This window comes from Arthrobacter sp. UKPF54-2, from assembly GCF_007858535.1.
Taxonomy (GTDB): Bacteria; Actinomycetota; Actinomycetes; order Actinomycetales; family Micrococcaceae; genus Arthrobacter.
On record NZ_CP040174.1, the window covers coordinates 3,317,587 to 3,333,749 of the forward strand.

The following is a 16,163-nucleotide window of genomic DNA, read 5'->3' on the forward strand; positions in this document are numbered from 1 at the left end:
GCGGGGCTGAGCCCTCCGTCGCGTAACGATACGGGTCCGGATTGCATGTCAATCCGGGCCCGTTTCCGTGCAGAGCTTAGGATCAAATGGTGCAGGACTACACATCGGACGCTCTTGTCGGGACCGTGGTGGACAACCGGTACCTGATCCGTTCCAAGCTGGCCCGCGGCGGGATGTCCACGGTTTACCTCGCCACCGACCGCCGGCTGGAGCGGGATGTGGCGCTCAAGGTCCTGCATCCGCACATGGCCGGCGACCCGCAGTTCCTGGACCGGCTGGGCCGCGAGGCGAAAGCCGCCGCCAGGCTCTCCCACCCGCACGTCGTGGGCGTGCTGGACCAGGGCGAGGACGGCCCCCTGGCCTATCTGGTGATGGAGTACATCAAGGGCCACACGCTGCGCGACGTGCTCAAGGACAAGGGCGCGCTCACCCCGCGGCTGGCCCTGGCCCTGATCGATCCGGTGGTCGAGGGACTTGGAGCCGCCCACTCCGCCGGGCTCATCCACCGGGACGTCAAGCCGGAGAACGTGCTGATCGCCGACGACGGCCGGATCAAGATCGGCGACTTCGGGCTGGCCCGGGCCATCACCACCACCACCAGCACCGGGGCGCTGATCGGCACCGTGGCCTACCTTTCCCCCGAGCTGGTGATGGGCCGGCAGGCCGACGCGCGCAGCGACATTTATTCGCTGGGCATCATGCTGTACGAGATGATGACCGGCCGGCAGCCGTTCGACGGCGAAGTCCCCATTCAGGTCGCCTACCAACACGTGAACTCCACCGTAGGCGCGCCCTCGGAGCTGGTTCCGGGCCTGGCCGGGGAACTCGACGAGCTGGTGCAGTGGTGCACCGCCAATGACCCGGAGCAGCGTCCGGTGGACGGCAACGCCCTGCTGGCCGAACTGCGCCATATCCGCACCAACCTCAGCGACGCTGAGCTGGACCTGCGGCCTCCCGCCGCCCGGCCCGCACCGATGGCGGGCGGAGCGGCGGGCGGAGCCGCCGCCGGCGCCGCCGTCGTGGCGGGCGCATCGGAAGACGCGCACACCGAACTGCTCGGCGGCATCCAGCAGCCCACCGAAGTCATCGGCCGCGGCGGCCCCCACCCGACGACGGTGCTCTCCGGCACCCCGCGGCCCGGCGCGTACGGCCCGCTCTCGGCCCCGGACGAGCGCGCGTTCGGCGCCACCGCGGAGGAAGCCGCGGGCGGACCGGCGGCCCCGGCCAGCAAGCGCGCACTGCGGAAGCTGGACCGTGACGAGGAAAGGGCCCGCCAGCGTGCGGCGGCAACGCCCAGCCGCAGCCTGCGGGCGGGCAACCCCCGGCGCCGCGGCCTGGTCTGGCTCCTGGTGCTGGCCGTGCTGGCCTTGCTTGCCGCCGGGGCCGGCTGGTTCTTTGGCATGGGCCCGGGATCCCCCGGAACGATCCCGCAACTATCCAACAAGACCGTGGCGGAGGCACAGCAACTGCTCCGCACCGCCGGTTTCCAGTCGACCACCCGGGACGTCTTCGACGACGACGTCTCGCCCGGCCTGGTGGTGGGTTCGGAACCGAAGGCCGGACAGGTGGTCCGGAAGTTCGAGTCCGTTTCGCTCGCCGTGTCCAAGGGCCCCGAGCTGTTCCCCCTGCCCGAACTGGCTGGCAAATCGCTCGATGAGGCGAAGACTGTCCTCAACGGCGCCGGCATGGCCCTGGGGCCTGTCACCGAAAGCTATGACGACGCGGCGGCCGCAGGTACCGTGCTGGCCCAGGCTCCGGGCAAGGGAACACCCGCCAAGCACGGGACGCCGGTTGCCCTGACCGTCTCCAAGGGCCCGCAGCCGATCCCGGTCCCCGACGTGCGCGGCAAGGACCAGGACGCCGCCGTCAAGACCCTCGAGGCAGCCGGTCTCAAGGCCGTCGTCGCCCCGGAACCGGTCTTCGACCGGACGGTGCCCAAGGGCAAAGTCGCCGGCCAGGACCCCGCCACCGGCAACCTCACGAAGGGCGGCGCCGTGAACCTCACCATCTCCAAGGGCCCGAAGCTGGTGGAGGTCCCCAACGTGTTCCGCAAGCCCGAGGCAGAGGCGATCAAGGCACTCAAGGACGCCGGCTTCGAGGTGAAGGTCAGCTACGCCTTCGGCTCGTCCGTGCTGGGTCTCGTGGCCGGCCAGGACAAAACCGGACGCCAGCCCGAAGGATCCGTCGTCACGATCACCGTGACCTGATCGCGTCCTTATGGCCAAAAAAAGCTCCGCCCCGGCTGGATTCAGCCGGCGCGGAGCTTTTTGTTCTTGGCTGAGCCTGGGCCTAGCGCTTGGACAGGGCGCCCGCCACCAGGAACGCCATCTCGAGGGACTGCATGTGGTTCAGGCGCGGGTCGCAGACGGACTCGTACCGGTCCAGGAAGGCGTCCTGGTCGATCGGGTCGGCGCCGCCGAGGCACTCGGCCACATCATCGCCGGTCATTTCCACGTGCAGGCCGCCCGGGACGGTGCCGAGTCCGTGGTGCACCTCGAAGAACCCGCGCACCTCGTCGATCACGTCGTCGAAGTTGCGGGTCTTGTAGCCGTTGGGTGAGGTCACCGTGTTGCCGTGCATCGGGTCGGTGACCCAGAGGACCTGGGCACCGGAGGCCGTGACGCGTTCCACGATGGGCGGCAGCTTCTCGCGGATGTTGCCCGCGCCCATCCGGGTGATGAAGGTCAGCCGGCCCGGTTCGCGGTTCGGGTCCAGCTTGTCGATCAGCCGCAGCGCGTCGTCGCCGCTGGTCGACGGGCCGAGCTTCACGCCGATCGGGTTCCGGACGCGGGAAAGGAAATCGACATGCGCGTGGTCCAGTTCGCGGGTCCGCTCCCCGATCCAGAGGAAGTGCGCGGAGGTGTCGTAGGGCAGGCCGGTGCGCGAATCGATGCGGGTCAGGGCGCGCTCGTAGTCCAGCAACAGGGCCTCGTGGCTGGCGTAGAACTCCACCCGCTTGAGCGCCTCGAAGTCCGCCCCGCAGGAGGCCATGAACTGGATGGCCCGGTCGATGTCCCGGGCCAGCGACTCGTAGCGCGCGTGCGCCGGGTTCTCCGTGAAGCCCTTGTTCCACTGGTGCACCAGGCGCAGGTCCGCGAAGCCGCCCTGCGTAAACGCGCGGATCAGGTTCAGGGTCGACGCCGAGGTGTGGTACGCCTTGAGCATCCGGCCGGCGTCGTGGGCGCGGGACTCCGGTGTGAAGTCATAGCCGTTCACGATGTCGCCGCGGTACGCCGGCAGGGTCACGCCGTCGCGTGTTTCATCGTTGGAGGAGCGCGGCTTGGCGAACTGGCCCGCCATGCGTCCCATCTTGATCACGGGCATGGCCGCGCCGTAGGTGAGCACGACGGCCATCTGCAGGATGGTCTTGACGCGGGCGCTGATCTTGTCCGCCGTCGCGGCCTCGAAGGTCTCCGCGCAGTCTCCGCCCTGGAGCAGGAAGGCCTTGCCCTGGGCCGCCGCGGCGAGCCGTTCACGCAGGATGTCTACCTCGCCGGCAAAGACCAGCGGCGGCAGCACCGAGAGTTCCTGCACCGAGGCCTCAAAGACGGCCGGATCGGACCAGCTGGGCTGTTGCGAGGCGGGCAGTTCCCGCCAATGGTCAAGCCCGGGATAGTTCGCGGCGCCGCTCTGGGCCGTGCTGGCGAAGGCGGTGCCGGCGAGGGCAGGGCCGGCCTGCTGGAAGTTGTTGAGGGGGGACGTCGAAGGCTCGGATAGCTCAGTCACCTTCTAAGGATAGGCGCCCCGGGCCTGATCAGGGGCGCCCGGCGTCATTGACTGCGGGCGTTCCGTCACACAGCTCCGGGGGTGTCCGTTCCGTGCCCGGCGCCCGCTTCCGGCACCTCGGTGGCCTTCCCGGCCAGCCGCAGCTTGACGACGGCGGCGTATTCGTCGACGTATTCCTGGCCGGAGAGCCGCATCAGTTCATACATGATCTCGTCGGTGACGGAGCGCTGGATCAGACGGTCGTCCTCCATGCCGTAGTAGCGGCTGAAGTCCAGCGGTTCGCCGAAGATCATCCCGATGCGCCGGATGTTGGGCATCCGCTTGCCGATCGGCTGGACCTTGTCGGTGCCGATCATGGCGACCGGGATCACCGGCACCCGGGCCTGCAGCGCCAGGCGTGCCACGCCGACCTTGCCGCGGTAGAGGCGGGCGTCCGGGCTGCGGGTGCCCTCAGGGTAAATGCCCAGCAGCGAACCGTTCTTCAGCACGTCCATACCGGCATCCAGCGAACGGGCGGACGCCGCTCCCCCGGACCGGTCCATGGGCAGCTGGTTGGTCAGGCGGAAGAAGGCGGCGGTGAGTTTGCCCTTGATCCCCTTGCCCGTGAAGTACTCCGACTTGGCCAGGAACACCACGGGCCGGGGCACCATCAGCGGCATAAAGATGGAGTCGGAAAAGGAGAGGTGGTTGGAGGCCAGGATCGCGGCGCCCTGAGCCGGAACATTATCCAGTCCCTTCACCCACGGCCGGAACAGCGTTTTCAGGACCGGCCCAAGGACGAAGGTCTTCATGAACCAATAAAACACGTGGTGAACCTCTCCGGCAGGCGTCTGGCCGGCCCTTCCTCGGGCCCGGCCAGGACTTCAGTGACACCCTACTCTAGTGAGTTTTGTCGCGAACAGTGACACGATGGGCTCATGAGCGAAAGCAGCACTCCAAGGGCGCCTGCCGCTTATCGCTACCCGGGCCACGGCGCGAACGCGAGCGTCGGCGTGGCCATCTGCCACGGCTTCACAGGAAGCCCGCTCAGTGTGCTGCCCTGGGCCGAACATCTGGCGGGCCTGGGCTACGCCGTCACCGTCCCGCTGCTGCCCGGCCACGGCACCGACTGGCGGGACCTCGCCCGGCAGCGCTGGCAGGACTGGTACGGCGCCTTCGAGGCCGCATACCTCGACCTCGCGGCCCGCACCGACAGCTGCTTCGTCGCCGGCCTGTCCATGGGCGGGACCATCGCCCTGCGGACCGCGGCGCGGCACCGGGTGGCCGGCGTCGCCGTCGTCAATCCCGGACTCAGCTTCTACGACCGCCGGGTGCGCTACATCGGCGTGCTGAAGTACCTGCAGCGCACCACTGTGCCGCTCCGGGAAACGGAGTCGACGGCGGTGCCCACCCAGGACGGGGATTACGCACTGACCCCGCTCTCCGCCGTCCATGAACTGCGCAGGCTGTTTACCGCCACGCTGCGGGAGCTGCCCGCCGTCGAGGCCCCTGCCCTGGTCTTCAAGTCCGTCACCGACGCCGTGGTGCCGCCGACGTCCCTGGCGCTGCTGCGCAAACGCCTGGGATCGCGGGAGCTCTCCGTGGTGCCGCTGCCGGACAGCAGCCACGTTGCCACACTCGACGTCGACGCGCCCACGATCTTTGCCGAGTCCGCCCGCTTCTTCCGCGAACCCACGTCCCGCACCGCGGCCCAGTCCCCTCCCACCTGGGACCGGCAGCGGCCCATAACTACGGAGCACGCATGAGCACAGCCCCCGACCACTCGCCCTTCAACAGCCCATTCACCGGCTCCGGTCCCCGGACCGGCGTCGTGGTCTCCCACGGTTTCACCGGCAGCCCGCACGGCGTGCGGGCGTGGGCCGAGTCGCTGGCCGCGGCCGGCTACGCCGTCCGGATGCCGCTGCTGCCCGGCCACGGCACCAGCTGGCAGGAACTGGCCCGGACCCGCTGGCAGGACTGGCACGCGGGCCTCGACGCCGCCTACCTGGATCTGGCCGCCGAATGTGACCAGGTTTTTGTGGCCGGCCTCTCGATGGGCGGGGCACTCGCGCTTCGGCTGGCGGCCACCCGCCCGGTGGCCGGGGCGGTCCTGGTCAACCCGGGCCTGGTCATCGATGACCCCCGGGCCCCGCTGGCCGGGATCCTGAAGTACGTGCTCAAGTCCACCCCGGCGATCGCCAACGACATCCTCAAGGCGGGCGTGGATGAGGGCGCCTATCCGCGGACCCCGGTCGCGGCGGCCCACGAGCTGAACAAGATGTTCAAGGACACCCTGCGGCTGCTGCCGAACATCACCGCCCCGGTCCGGGTGTACCGCTCCACCGTGGACCACGTTGTCTCCGACACGAGCCTGGCGGCGCTGCGCCGCGGCCTGACCAACGCCCCGCTGGAGGTCATCCGGCTGGAAAACAGCTACCACGTCGCTACCATGGACAACGACGCGCCCCGGATCTTCACCGGCACGGCCGAATTCATCCGGTCGGTCGTGGAAGGGCACACTCCGGGCGCAGCCGGCGCCAGCCAGAAAGAAACGGCAGATGACTAGATCCGACCCAGGCTCCCCCGACCCGGATTCCCCGGACTCCGGGGCCAACGAGGACGACGCCGTCTGGCGGGACCTGGTCGCCAGGCTCGAGGGCACCGATTCCGGTCCCGCGCCCGGACCCGGCGCCGGGACCTCCGCCGCGCGCACGTTCCGCGACTTCGACCCGCTGGGGCTCTCGGTCCCGCCGCAGTTGACTCCCCCGGCCGGGACCCGTCCGGCCGCGGGCGGCGGCGCGGAGGGCTCCGCCGACCGGGATGCCCCGCCCGGCCCGCGCGACTACGAGGCGGACGAGGACGAGGGCGCTTTCGTCCCCGAAGAGCCGCCCAGCCTGGCGTCGTCGGATCCGATGACGGTGCTGGCGTGGCTGGGGGCGGTCGGCGGCCCGATCGCGCTGCTCCTGTCCGCCATCTTCTGGCGCTCCGCGCCGCTGCTGGCGGTGGTGGGCATGGTGGCCGCCTTCGCGGCGTCTGTGGTGTTCCTGATCATGAAGCTGCCGCACGAAAAAGATGAGCACGACGACGGCGCCAGGGTCTAGCCGGCCGCTGTGCCGCTGACCGCGGCCTGGCCGGGCGCGGTTTGGCTAGCTGTGCACGGCTAGCTGTGCATGCGGCTGCTGACACGCGAGAGGTCCGCGGCGCCGATCAGGCCCGCGTTGGGGCCCAGCGCCGCGAGCTCAATCCCGGCTGCCGGACGGAAGCCGCGGCCGGTCAGGTTGCGGGCGAACGCCTTCCGCGCCGGGGCCACCAGGAGCTCGCCGGCGTCGCACAGGCCGCCGCCGATGACGAAGGTGCCGGGGTCCAGGGCCGCGGCCAGGTTGGCCAGCCCCAGGCCGAGCCACTCCCCGACGTCTTCGAGAAGTTCCCGCGCGGTCGCGTTGCCGGCCTTGGCCAGTTCGGTGACGATCACGCCGGTGATCCGGTCGGCCCGGCCGTCGACGGCCCGCAGCAGCTCCTGGGCCACCGGCGAGTTGGCGTCGGCCAGTTCCCGCGCCTCGCGTCCGAGCGCATTGCCGGAGGCGTACTGCTCCCAGCAGCCGCGGTTGCCGCACTCGCAGCGGTGGCCGCCGGGCATGATGATCTGGTGGCCGAATTCGCCGGCGACGCCGAAACGGCCGCGCTCCAGCCGGCCGTCCATCACCATCGCCCCGCCGATCCCGGTGCCGAGCGTGATGCAGACCAGCCGGCTCTCGCCCCGGCCCGCGCCGAAGCGCCACTCCGCCCAGCCGGCGGCGTCGGCGTCGTTGGTCAGCAGCACCGGCCGGCGCAGCAGCCGCTGCAGGTTGTCCCGGAGCGGTTCGTTGCGCCAGGCCAGATGCGGGCTGAACAGCACCGTGGCGCCATCGAGGTCCATCCAGCCGGCCGCGCCGATCCCTACCGACCAGATGCGGTGCCCCCGGCCGAGTTCCTCCACGAGCTCGACGATCACCTGCTCGACGGCGCGCGGGTCGTTCCCCGGCGTTGACCGCCTGGCCTCGCTGAGGATGCGCCCGTCGGCGTCCACCACTCCGGCCGCCACCTTGGTGCCGCCGATGTCCACGCCGATCGCGAGGCCCTTGCGCCCGAGGCGCAGGTGTTCGCGCAGCCGGCCGGCCCGGGCGGACCCTGGGCGGGCCGGTGTGCTGCGGCGCCAGGCGGCGGTGCTGCGTTGCGGACCGGGCTGCGGACCGGGTGTTGGAGTTAGCATCGTTCCCCATTCTAGGCCCGCACGAAGGGGGACTCCGTGGCCGCCGGCCGCCGGCGCAAGTGGCGCCGTCCGGGGGCGTGACCGTAAAGTTACTCGCCAGTAGGTGAAGTGGAACACAGCCCGCGGTGGCCACATACTACTGTTAGTCGTACCCCCTAGCGGGTCTATGGATATCAAAGGAGCTATCGTGCGAGAAATCAGTGTCCCGCCCCTGGTCACCGTCCCCCCGGAAACGAACATCACAGACCTGGTGCTGCGCCAGGCCGCCAAGGCATCGAACCCTGCCCTGTTCTCCCGGCTCGACGCCGCCGGGCAGTGGCAGGACATCCGGGCCACCGATTTCCTGGCCGATGTGTCCCTGCTCGCCAAGGGCCTGATGGCCAGCGGCGTGGCGGCCGGCGACCGCGTCGGCATTATGTCCCGCACCCGCTACGAATGGGCCCTGATCGACTTCGCCATCTGGTTCGCCGGCGCCGTCTCGGTCCCGATCTACGAAACCTCCTCGCCCTCACAGGTGGCCTGGAACCTGGGCGACTCGGGCGCCGTGGCGGCCTTCGGCGAGTCGACCCACCACGAGGACATCATCCGGCAGGCCGCGACCTCGGAGGGGCTGACCGGCCTGCGGCACGTCTGGCAGCTCGAAGGCGACGCCCTCGACGAGCTCCGCGGCGCCGGCACGGACATCAGCGATGAGGAGCTGGAGGCTCGGCGCAGCCAGGCCTCGCTCTCGGATCTCGCCACGATCATCTACACCTCGGGCACCACCGGGCGTCCCAAGGGTTGCGAACTGACCCACGGCAACTTCGTGGAGCTCTCCGACAACGTGCTCGCCACCTCGCTCGGCCAGATCGTCCACGAGCAGGCGCGGACCATCATGTTCCTGCCGCTGGCGCACGTCTTTGCCCGCTTCATTTCGGTGCTGGCGGTGGCGGCCGGCGTGACCGTCGCGCACACCCCGGACATCAAGAACCTGCTGCCGGACCTGCAAAGCTACAAGCCGACCTTCATCCTCGCGGTGCCGCGGGTCTTCGAAAAGGTCTACAACTCCGCCCTGACCAAGGCCGAGGACGGCGGCAAGGGAGCGATCTTCCACCGCGCCGCGGAAACCGCCATCGCCTATTCTCGTGCGCGCCAGGCCGGCAAGCTGGGCCTGGGCCTGCGGCTCAAGCACACCCTGTTTGACAAGCTCGTCTATGGCAAGCTGCGAGACGCCATGGGCGGCCAGGTCGCGCACGCGGTCTCCGGCGGCGGCCCGCTCGGCGAACGCCTCGGCCACTTCTTCCAGGGCATCGGCCTGCAGATCCTTGAAGGCTACGGCCTGACCGAAACCACCGCGCCGGTCACGGTCAACACGCCCGGCCTGATCAAGATCGGTACAGTCGGCGCGCCGATCCCCGGCAACGCCGTGAAGATCGCCGACGACGGCGAAATCCTCGCCAAGGGCGTCTGCGTGATGCGCGGCTACTTCAACCGCGACGACCTCACGGCCGAGACGTTCGTGGACGGCTGGTTCCGCACCGGCGACCTCGGCCAGCTCGATGAGGAAGGCTTCCTGACCATCACCGGCCGGAAGAAGGAAATCATCGTCACCGCGGGCGGCAAGAACGTGGTCCCGGCCTTGCTTGAGGACCAGATCCGCGCCGACGCCCTGGTGTCCCAGGTCCTGGTGGTCGGCGACAACCGGCCCTTCATCGGGGCCCTGGTGACCCTCGATGAAGAGGCGCTCCCGGGCTGGCTGCAGCGCCACGGCCTCCCGGCGTCGACCACGGTGGCCGAGGCGACGACGCACCCGGCCGTTACCGCGGCGGTCCAGGAGCTGATCAACGGCGCGAACCAGTCCGTCTCGCAGGCCGAGGCGATCAAGTCCTTCCGGATTGTGCCGTCCGACTTCACCGAAGCGTCCGGGCACCTCACGCCGTCCATGAAGGTCAAGCGCGCCCAGGTGATGAAGGACTTCGAGAACGTGATCGAGGAGATGTACTCGGCGAAGCGCGCCAACGCCTGAGCCGCCGCCCTCAGCAACGCGGGGTCAGCTGCCGCCCGTCCCGGGTCACCGGACGGGCCGGAGCTGGCCCCGCGTTGTGCTTTGTGTACCTGCCACGGACCGGGGCGAGCCGCTACTCTGGGGGCATCTTCAAGCGAAGGAGAACCCCATGGGCACGGTCGTTATGTACAGCTCGGTGTCGGTGGACGGCTTCATCGCCGACGGCAACGACCAGCCCGGTCTCCTGTTCGACTGGCTGACCGGCGGTGACGTGCCGCTGGACGACAGCGGCGTGCTGAAGGTCTCGCAAACGTCATACGACTACATCCGGCCGTACTGGGACCGGATCGGGGCCACCGTCGTCGGCCGCCACGTCTTCGACCTGACGGACGGCTGGGACGGGACGCCTCCGGGCGGAGTTGAGCACGTTGTCGTCGTGACGCACCGGCCGGCGCCCGACGGCTGGGACCCTGGGGCTCCGTTCCACTTCGTCAACGGCGTCGAGGCAGCCGTGGCCAAGGCCAAGGAGCTGGCGGGCGAGCGCCTGGTGGAGGTCGCCGCCGGTGACGTCGGCGGCCAGGTGTTTGCCGCGGGCCTGGTCGATGAGGTGCGCATGGACGTCGCACCCGTGGTGTTCGGGTCCGGTAAACGCTACTTCGGGTCGGTCCACGCCCAGCAGCTGCTGGAAGATCCCGACACGGTGATCCAGGGCAACCGGGTGCTCCACGTGCGCTACCGGGTTCGCCGCTGACCGCTCCGGGCTGCCGCACGGCAGGCCACGTGCCTGCCGTGCGGCAGCCCGGCAGGCCACGTGCCTGCCGTGCGGCAGCCCGCTACTCCACGACCAGCAGCAGGTCCCCGCCCTGGACCTGTTCAACCGCGCCGACCGCGAGGCGTGAGACGGTGCCGGCCACCGGCGTCGTGATCGAGGCTTCCATCTTCATCGCCTCGATGGTCGCGACGGTGTCCCCGGCCTTGACGGCGTCGCCGGCCTTGACCGTCAGGGTGACGGCCCCGGCGAACGGCGCGGCGACCTGGCCCGGCTGCGAGGTGTCGGCCCGTTCGGCCGCCTTGACGTTGCTGACCACGGAACGGTCGCGGACCACCACCGGCCGGGACTGGCCGTTCAGCGTGCACATCACGGTGCGCATGCCCTTCTCGTCCGGCTCCGAGACGGCTTCCAGCGACGCAATCAGGCGCACGCCCTTCTCCAGCTCAATCTCGTGTTCCGCGCCGCGCTGGAGCCCGAACAGGTAGTCGCGGGTGTCCAGCACCGAGAGGTTGCCGTACGCCTCGACGCTCTTCTGGTAGTCCTTGGTGGGGCCGGCGAAGAGCAGCCGGTTGAGGGTCTGCTGCACGGTCTTGGAGTCGGCCTTGAGCGCCGCGCTGTCCTCGGCGCTCAGTTCAACGTCGCGGACCTTGATGCTGCGGCCCTGCAGGGCCTTGGTTCGGAACGGCTCGGGCCAGCCGCCGGGCGGGTCGCCCAGTTCGCCGGAGAGGAAACCGATCACGGAGTCCGGGATGTCGTACTTTTGCGGGTTCTCGTTGAAGTCCGCCGGGTCGGCGTTGAGGCCCACCAGGTGCAGGGCGAGGTCACCCACCACCTTGGAGGACGGGGTGACCTTCACGAGCCGGCCCAGGATGCGGTCGGCCGCGGTGTACATGTCCTCGATCGCCTCGAACCGCTCCCCGAGCCCGAGCGCGATGGCCTGCTGGCGCAGGTTGGAGAGCTGGCCGCCTGGGATCTCGTGCTGGTAGACCCGGCCGGTGGGACCGGGCAGGCCCGACTCGAAGGGGGCGTAGACGCGGCGCACGGCCTCCCAGTAGGGTTCCAGGGCGCAGACGTTGGCCAGGCTCAGCCCGGTGTCGCGCGGGGTGTGGGCCAGCGCCGCGACCAGGGCGGAGGCGGAGACCTGGCTGGTGGTTCCGGCCAGGGAAGCCGAGGCGACGTCCACGGCGTCGACCCCGGCGTCCGCGGCCGCCATCAGGGTGGCCAGCTGGCCGCCGGCGGTGTCGTGGGTGTGCAGGTGGACCGGCAGGTCGAACTTCTCCCGCAGGGCGCTCACGAGGCGCGCGGCGGCCGCCGGACGCAGCAGGCCGGCCATGTCCTTGATCGCGAGGATGTGCGCGCCGGCGTCGACGATCTTCTGCGCGAGCTCCAGGTAGTAGTCCAGCGTGTAGAGCTTCTCCTCGGGGTCGAGCATGTCCGAGGTGTAGCAGAGCGCCACCTCGGCCACGGCGGTGCCGGTCTCGCGGACGGCGCGGATGGCCGGGGCCATCTGGTTGACGTCGTTGAGGGCATCGAAGATACGGAAGATGTCGATGCCGGCCTTCGCCGCCTCGTTGACGAACGCCACCGTCACCTCTTCCGGGTACGGGGTGTAGCCGACGGTATTGCGGCCGCGCAGCAGCATCTGCAGGCAGACGTTCGGCAGCGCCTTGCGCAGCGCCGCCAGCCGGTCCCACGGGTCCTCGCCGAGGAAGCGGAGGGCGACGTCGTAGGTCGCCCCGCCCCAGGCCTCCACCGAGAGCAGCTCCGGCAGCAGCTTGGACACGGCCGGGGCGGCTGCGACGAGGTCGCGGGTGCGGACCCGGGTGGCCAGCAGCGACTGGTGCGCGTCGCGGAAGGTGGTGTCGGTGACCGCGACGGCGTTCTGCTCGCGCAGGGCGCGGGCAAAGCCTTCCGGGCCCAGCTCCTGCAGCCGCTGCCGAGAGCCGGGGCGGGCCTCGGCGTCGGGCACCGCGGGCAGCTTATCCGCCGGGTCCGTGTGCACGGTGAGCTCGCCGTTGGGCTTGTTGACGGTGACGTCGGCGAGCCAGGTCAGCAGTTTGGTGCCCCGGTCCGCGGAGACGCGGGCCTTGAGCAGTTCGGGGCGCTCGTCGATGAACGAGGTGGCCACGTCGCCGGCGACGAAGTCCGGGTCGTCCAGGACCGCCTGCAGGAAGGAGATGTTGGTGGAGACACCGCGGATGCGGAACTCGGCGAGGGCGCGCCGGGCGCGGGCGACGGCGGTCGGATAGTCGCGGCCGCGGCAGGTCAGCTTGACCAGCATCGAGTCGAAGTGCGGGCTGATCTCGGCGCCGGAGTACACGGTGCCGCCGTCGAGCCGGACGCCGGCGCCGCCGGCGGAGCGGTAGCCGGTGATCTTTCCGACGTCGGGCCGGAAGCCGTTGGCCGGGTCCTCGGTGGTGATGCGGGACTGCAGCGCGGCGCCGTTGAGCTTGACGGTCTCCTGCGAGAGGCCCAGGTCCGCGAGGGTCTCCCCCGAGGCGATGCGCAGCTGGGCCTGGACGAGGTCGACGTCGGTGACTTCCTCGGTGACCGTGTGCTCCACCTGGATGCGGGGGTTCATCTCGATGAAGACGTGCTGGCCGGCCCGTTCGCCGACGGTGTCGACGAGGAACTCCACGGTGCCGGCGTTGACGTAGTTCAGGGCCTTGGCGAATTTCACGGCGTCGCGGTACAGGGCCTGCCGGATGCCCTCGTCAAGGTTGGGTGCCGGCGCGATCTCGATGACCTTCTGGTGGCGGCGCTGGATGGAGCAGTCGCGCTCGAAGAGGTGCATCACGTTGCCCTCGGAGTCGGCGAGGATCTGTACTTCGATGTGCCGCGGCCGCAGCACGGCCTGCTCCAGGAACATGGTGGGGTCGCCGAAGGCGGCGTCGGCCTCGCGCATCGCGGCCTGCAGGGCCTCGGGCAGGGCCTCCCGGGTGTCGACCCGGCGCATGCCGCGGCCGCCGCCGCCGGCGACGGCCTTGGCGAAAATGGGGAAGCCGATCTCGTCCGCTGCGGCGATGAGTTCGTCAACGTCCTTGGACGGCTTGCTGGACTTGAGCACCGGGACGCCGGCTTTGCGGGCCGCTTCGAGGGCGGCCACCTTGTTCCCGGCAAGTTCGAGGACCTCCGCCGGGGGCCCGACGAAGGTGATGCCGGCGGCCGCGGCGGCCCGGGCGAGGTTGGGGTTCTCCGAGAGGAAGCCGTAGCCGGGGTAGATCGCATCCGCGCCGGCCTCTTTCGCGACCCGGACCACCTCGTCAACGTCGAGGTACGCCCGGACCGGGTGGCCCTCCTCGCCGATCAGGTATGCCTCATCCGCCTTCTGGCGGTGGATGGAGTTGCGGTCCTCGGTAGGGAACACGGCAACGGTCTTGGCACCCAGCTCGTAGCTGGCACGGAAGGCGCGGATCGCGATTTCGCCGCGGTTAGCCACCAGAATCTTGGAAAACATACTTCTCCTGCATCATCGCGGGCGGTTCGGTAAGTCGTCACAGTTTCTAAGACCGGTGTGCGCAAACACAAATCATTGTGGCGCCCGTCACAAGATTATGCGTCATTTCGGCCGGAGAAGGCAGATCGTTGACGTTGCGGCGGCTCCCGAGCCGTCCAGGTCCCCGCCGGGCGTCCGCCGGGCCCGATGAAACGGGATTCGGCGACGGGTCAACATATGATGAGGTGGTGGGTGGCGCATGCACGCCCCGGTCCGAAGGAACGCACGGGCCGGCAGGACCCAGTCTCGGCAACCGGCGTTAGGTATTGGTTTTTCAAGTGCAAGTAGTCAGCATCAGCAGCCTCAAAGGCGGGGTCGGCAAGACATCCGTGACCACCGGACTGGCGTCGGCAGCACTCGCAGCCGGCATCCCCACCCTCGTGGTCGACCTCGACCCGCACGCAGACGCCAGCACGGCCCTCGGCGTCCGGCCCGACGAACAGCTGGACATCGGCCGGATGCTAAAATCCCCGCGCCGGGCACACCTGGCCGACAACGTGGTTGCCAGCGGCTGGGTGGAGCACACCGGCCTCACCTCCCCCAACGGCGCCTCCGGCCACCGCACCGCCGTCCTGGACGTCGCCGTCGGGTCCGCCTACACCGGCGTCTATGACCGGCCCGACCTTGGCCGCCGCGACCTGCGCCGGCTCTCCGCCGTGCTCGCCGGCGCCGGGGAGTACGAGCTGGTCCTGGTCGACTGCCCGCCCTCGCTCAATGGCCTGACCCGGATGGCCTGGACGGCCAGCGACAAGGTCACCCTGGTCGCCGAGCCCGGTCTGTTCTCCGTCGCGGGCACCGAGCGCACCATGCGGGCCATCCAGCTGTTCCGCCAGGAATTCGCCCCGGGCCTCTCCCCTGCCGGGATCGTGGCCAACCGGGTGCGGACCGGCTCCGCGGAGCACAGCTTCCGCCTGGCCGAGATGCAGTCCATGTTCGGCGAACTGCTGCTGACACCGCACATCCCGGAACAGGCCAACTGGCAGCAGATCCAGGGCGCGGCCCACTCCGTGCACCACTGGCCCGGCGATTCCGCCAAGAACGCCGCGGCCCTGTTCGACTCGCTGCTGGCCAACCTGATGCGCACGCCCGGCTCAAACGCGGACCTCGCGTCCGCGGGCCGGGTCCGCAACCGCAGCCAGCGCTGACCGGGCGGCGGCGTCCCGGGCCCGGCCGGGGACGCCGCCTGACAAAAAACGCGGGGCCACCACGTGGCTCCGCGTTTTTCTGGTCAATCTAGGGGCTTGCTAGCCGATCTTGCGGGCCGCGCGGCGCTTGCTGAGTTCGTCATCGGGAAACGACTGGTCCGCGGCGTGCTCGCTCGGAAGCGCCGCCAGGCTGCCCTCCACTTCCCGCCAGACCCGGCCGACTGCGATCCCGAAGACGCCCTGGCCGCCTTGGACCAGGTCGATGACTTCGTCCGCCGAGGTGCATTCGTAGACGCTGGCGCCGTCACTCATGAGGGTGATCTGGGCGAGGTCCTCGACCCCGCGTTCCCGGAGGTGTTCGACGGCGGTGCGGATCTGCTGCAGCGAAACACCGGTGTCGAGGAGCCGCTTGACGACCTTGAGGACCAGGATGTCGCGGAAGCCGTAGAGCCGCTGCGAACCGGAGCCTGCGGCGCCGCGCACGGCAGGCTCAACGAGTCCGGTGCGGGCCCAGTAGTCCAGCTGGCGGTAGGTGATGCCGGCCGCCTTGCAGGCGGTCGGCCCGCGGTAGCCCGCGTCCTCGTCCAGGACGGGAAGATCCTCGGTGAACAGCAGTCCCTGGGCACCGCTTGCGGGCACAGCAACGCCTGCCGTCGAGGCCTGCTTGAGCTCGCCTGCTTCGCCTTTCGGACTCACGTGGATCCTCCTTGTCATGAGTTCCCGAGGGAACTTGCAGCACCAGCGCGCCACTGTCCAGTGTGACTTGCGCGGCTGTTGTATGCAATGGGAACTTGTACCTCTGACGTTAGGCC

The 16,163-nt window shown here is 69.8% G+C and carries 12 protein-coding genes; 7 read left to right on the forward strand and 5 right to left on the reverse strand.

Features of this window, described 5'->3' with window-relative positions; translation table 11 throughout:
* Window positions 1-86 precede the first annotated feature (86 nt).
* Window positions 87-2,207: a protein kinase domain-containing protein gene (locus E7Y32_RS15265; RefSeq protein WP_146337864.1), complete on the forward strand. Its 2,121-nt coding sequence runs from the start codon at window positions 87-89 to the stop codon at window positions 2,205-2,207.
* Between the two features lie 82 nt (window positions 2,208-2,289).
* Here E7Y32_RS15265 and E7Y32_RS15270 read toward each other — a convergent pair whose 3' ends face one another.
* On the reverse strand, window positions 2,290-3,726 hold the full coding sequence (locus tag E7Y32_RS15270) for a class II 3-deoxy-7-phosphoheptulonate synthase (RefSeq protein ID WP_261382472.1): 1,437 nt from the start codon (window positions 3,724-3,726) through the stop codon (window positions 2,290-2,292).
* Window positions 3,727-3,791: 65 nt separating this feature from the next.
* Window positions 3,792-4,532 (reverse strand): 1-acyl-sn-glycerol-3-phosphate acyltransferase, encoded by a 741-nt coding sequence (locus E7Y32_RS15275; protein WP_146337865.1) that lies wholly within the window; start codon window positions 4,530-4,532, stop codon window positions 3,792-3,794.
* Between the two features lie 111 nt (window positions 4,533-4,643).
* On the opposite strand from E7Y32_RS15275, the gene E7Y32_RS15280 reads away from it, so the two are divergent.
* The 3 genes from E7Y32_RS15280 to E7Y32_RS15290 are packed head-to-tail and all read left to right on the forward strand — an operon-like array spanning window position 4,644 to window position 6,806.
* Window positions 4,644-5,471: a carboxylesterase gene (locus E7Y32_RS15280; protein ID WP_146337866.1), complete on the forward strand. Its 828-nt coding sequence runs from the start codon at window positions 4,644-4,646 to the stop codon at window positions 5,469-5,471.
* The gene (locus E7Y32_RS15285) at window positions 5,468-6,271 is read left to right on the forward strand and encodes a carboxylesterase (RefSeq protein ID WP_146337867.1); all 804 of its coding nucleotides are present in this window, start codon (window positions 5,468-5,470) and stop codon (window positions 6,269-6,271) included. The genes E7Y32_RS15280 and E7Y32_RS15285 overlap by 4 nt, the downstream gene beginning before the upstream one ends.
* Window positions 6,264-6,806, forward strand: coding sequence for a hypothetical protein (locus E7Y32_RS15290; protein ID WP_146337868.1), 543 nt, complete (start codon window positions 6,264-6,266; stop codon window positions 6,804-6,806). Before E7Y32_RS15285 ends, E7Y32_RS15290 begins: the two co-directional genes overlap by 8 nt.
* Before the next feature lie 59 nt (window positions 6,807-6,865).
* On the opposite strand, the gene E7Y32_RS15295 is transcribed toward E7Y32_RS15290, so the two are convergent.
* A complete protein-coding gene (locus tag E7Y32_RS15295) occupies window positions 6,866-7,954 on the reverse strand; it encodes an ROK family glucokinase (protein ID WP_146337869.1) in 1,089 nt (362 codons plus the stop codon).
* Window positions 7,955-8,141: 187 nt separating this feature from the next.
* Between E7Y32_RS15295 and E7Y32_RS15300 the strand changes: the two genes are divergently transcribed.
* Both E7Y32_RS15300 and E7Y32_RS15305 read left to right on the forward strand, forming a co-directional pair.
* The gene (locus E7Y32_RS15300; protein WP_146337870.1) at window positions 8,142-9,959 is read left to right on the forward strand and encodes a long-chain fatty acid--CoA ligase; all 1,818 of its coding nucleotides are present in this window, start codon (window positions 8,142-8,144) and stop codon (window positions 9,957-9,959) included.
* A gap of 148 nt (window positions 9,960-10,107) precedes the next feature.
* Complete coding sequence (locus E7Y32_RS15305; RefSeq protein WP_146337871.1) at window positions 10,108-10,689, forward strand: dihydrofolate reductase family protein; 582 nt, start codon at window positions 10,108-10,110, stop codon at window positions 10,687-10,689.
* An 82-nt stretch (window positions 10,690-10,771) separates the two neighbouring features.
* On the opposite strand, the gene E7Y32_RS15310 is transcribed toward E7Y32_RS15305, so the two are convergent.
* On the reverse strand, window positions 10,772-14,167 hold the full coding sequence (locus E7Y32_RS15310; RefSeq protein ID WP_146337872.1) for a pyruvate carboxylase: 3,396 nt from the start codon (window positions 14,165-14,167) through the stop codon (window positions 10,772-10,774).
* Between the two features lie 317 nt (window positions 14,168-14,484).
* On the opposite strand from E7Y32_RS15310, the gene E7Y32_RS15315 reads away from it, so the two are divergent.
* Window positions 14,485-15,351, forward strand: coding sequence for a ParA family protein (locus E7Y32_RS15315; RefSeq protein WP_146337873.1), 867 nt, complete (start codon window positions 14,485-14,487; stop codon window positions 15,349-15,351).
* Between the two features lie 99 nt (window positions 15,352-15,450).
* Here the strand turns inward: E7Y32_RS15315 and E7Y32_RS15320 are convergent, their stop codons facing one another.
* Window positions 15,451-16,047, reverse strand: a complete 597-nt coding sequence (locus E7Y32_RS15320; RefSeq protein WP_028275903.1) for a MerR family transcriptional regulator — start codon at window positions 16,045-16,047, stop codon at window positions 15,451-15,453.
* Between the last annotated feature and the right edge of the window lie 116 nt (window positions 16,048-16,163).

Bases quoted from the DNA above. Each gene is read 5' to 3' on its own strand.
- E7Y32_RS15285 (WP_146337867.1), top strand. From the start codon at position 5,468: ATGAGCACAGCCCCCGACCACTCGCCCTTCAACAGCCCATTCACCGGC.
- E7Y32_RS15295 (WP_146337869.1), bottom strand. From the start codon at position 7,954: ATGCTAACTCCAACACCCGGTCCGCAGCCCGGTCCGCAACGCAGCACC.
- E7Y32_RS15265 (WP_146337864.1), top strand. From the start codon at position 87: ATGGTGCAGGACTACACATCGGACGCTCTTGTCGGGACCGTGGTGGAC.
- E7Y32_RS15310 (WP_146337872.1), bottom strand. From the start codon at position 14,167: ATGTTTTCCAAGATTCTGGTGGCTAACCGCGGCGAAATCGCGATCCGC.
- E7Y32_RS15290 (WP_146337868.1), top strand. From the start codon at position 6,264: ATGACTAGATCCGACCCAGGCTCCCCCGACCCGGATTCCCCGGACTCC.
- E7Y32_RS15305 (WP_146337871.1), top strand. From the start codon at position 10,108: ATGGGCACGGTCGTTATGTACAGCTCGGTGTCGGTGGACGGCTTCATC.
- E7Y32_RS15280 (WP_146337866.1), top strand. From the start codon at position 4,644: ATGAGCGAAAGCAGCACTCCAAGGGCGCCTGCCGCTTATCGCTACCCG.